At 56.6% G+C, this 1,203-nt stretch carries 1 protein-coding gene; it reads right to left on the bottom strand.

The genetic code is table 11. The features are described 5' to 3' along the window. On the bottom strand, positions 1-1,203 hold a 1,203-nt coding region (locus ACRESJ_RS06545; protein ID WP_431757187.1), incomplete at both ends, for an ABC transporter substrate-binding protein.

The raw sequence follows: 1,203 nt of genomic DNA, 5'->3' as shown, positions 1-1,203 counted from the left end.
GTTCAAGCCAAATGGGCTGATCTTGAAGTCCTGCACGTTGTCGCGCATAGGTTGGAACACCGTCGAGTGAGCGATAGGTGTCATTGGAACTGCGTCTTTGAGGACGTGTTGCGCCTGCTTGTACAGTTCGGTGCGCTTGGCCTGATCGGTCGTGCGCTTGGCTTCTTTCACGATGCCGTCGAACTTCTTGTCGCACCACTTGGAGAAGTTGTTGCCTTGCAGGGAGTCGCAGCCGAACAGCACGTTCAGCCAGTTGTCCGGGTCACCGTTGTCGCCGCTCCAGCCAATCAGCATCGCGCCGTTCTCGCCGCCTTTGGAGCGCTTGATGTACTCGCCCCATTCGTAGCTCTGGATTTTGGCCTTGATACCGATCTTCGCCCAGTCGGACTGCAGCATTTCTGCCATCAGCTTGGCGTTCGGGTTGTACGGACGCTGTACCGGCATCGCCCACAGAACGATTTCGGTGCCTTCCTTCACACCGGCTTCCTTGAGCAGCTCTTTGGCTTTCTCAGGGTTGTACGGTGCATCCTTGATGGTGGTGTCGTAGGACCACTGGGTCGGCGGCATGGCGTTGACGGCCAGTTGGCCGGCGCCCTGGTAAACCGAGTCGATGATCTGCTGCTTGTTGACGGCCATGTCCAGTGCCTGACGCACTTTCAGTTGGGCCATCGGGTTCGGCTTGTCGTCACCCTTGATCTTGTCCATCACGTTGTAGGCGATGTAACCCAGGTTGAAACCAGCCTGATCAGGCACTTTCAGGGTTTTATCTTCCTTGAGCGCCTTCAGGTCGGCCGGACGAGGGAACAGAGTGATCTGGCACTCGTTCTTCTTCAGCTTCTGGATACGTACCGACGGGTCGGTGGTGATGGCGAAGATCAGGTTGTCGATCTTCACGTCGTCAGGCTTCCAGTAGTCCTTGTTCCCGGTGTAGCGGATGTTGGAGTCTTTCTGGTAGCTCTTGAACACGAACGGACCAGTGCCAACCGGCTTCTGGTTGATGTCGGCGGCTTTGCCTTCCTTGAGCAGCTGGGCAGCGTACTCGGCAGACTGTACCGAAGCGAAACTCATGGCCATGTTCTGGATGAACGCGGCGTCAACTTCCTTGAGGGTGAACTTGACGGTGTGGTCGTCGACTTTATCGATCTTGGTGATGTTGGTGTCCATCCCCATGTCGGTGAAGTACGGGAATTCGGTCGGGTACGC

The organism is Pseudomonas sp. (assembly GCF_050739655.1).
GTDB lineage: Bacteria > Pseudomonadota > Gammaproteobacteria > Pseudomonadales > Pseudomonadaceae > Aquipseudomonas.
The sequence above is the reverse complement of the archived record's forward strand: the minus strand, read 5'-3'. Positions and strand labels throughout refer to the sequence as shown.